This is a genomic window from Clostridium boliviensis, from assembly GCF_033342255.1.
GTDB classification, from domain to species: Bacteria; Bacillota; Clostridia; order Lachnospirales; family Lachnospiraceae; genus Lacrimispora; species Lacrimispora boliviensis.
This window is the reverse complement of the sequence record NZ_JAWONS010000223.1, coordinates 1-375: the sequence shown is the minus strand read 5'-3', so window position 1 is coordinate 375 and position 375 is coordinate 1. Positions and strand designations below refer to the sequence as shown.

1 protein-coding gene is annotated in these 375 nt (G+C 66.7%); it reads left to right on the top strand.

From position 1 onward, the window contains the following. Positions 1-367: DUF2398 family protein (locus RZO55_RS14600; protein WP_318065002.1), on the top strand; the 367-nt coding region annotated here is incomplete at its 5' end. Positions 368-375: the final 8 nt, after the last annotated feature.

Here is a 375-nt window from a genome sequence, read left to right as displayed (position 1 = left end):
CAGCCGGGCGATCTGTGACATCGCCCTGCAAATGGGGGAGGAAACGCGTCGCCGGCTGGCGGCGGGGGAGGTGAAGGTGGAGGCCGACGGGACGATCCGCCTCACCCCGGTGGAATGGGAGCAGTGGGTGGGCGCCCTGAAGGAATCCCGGGGCGCCGGTTGGAGCAAGCAGTACCGGACCGCCTTGGTGAAGCAGACGGCGGCGGAACTTTTGGCCCTGTTGAAGGAGTGGAAGATGGCTACCGTCGACCCGGAGTCGGGGATGATCCGGCTTTACCCCCTCCTCGGTCGGCTGGCGGGGGAGTACCCGGCGGACTTCGATCCGGCGGGCAGGGATATAAAAAAAGAAAGGGAGGGACGGTCGTGAACGGGCGC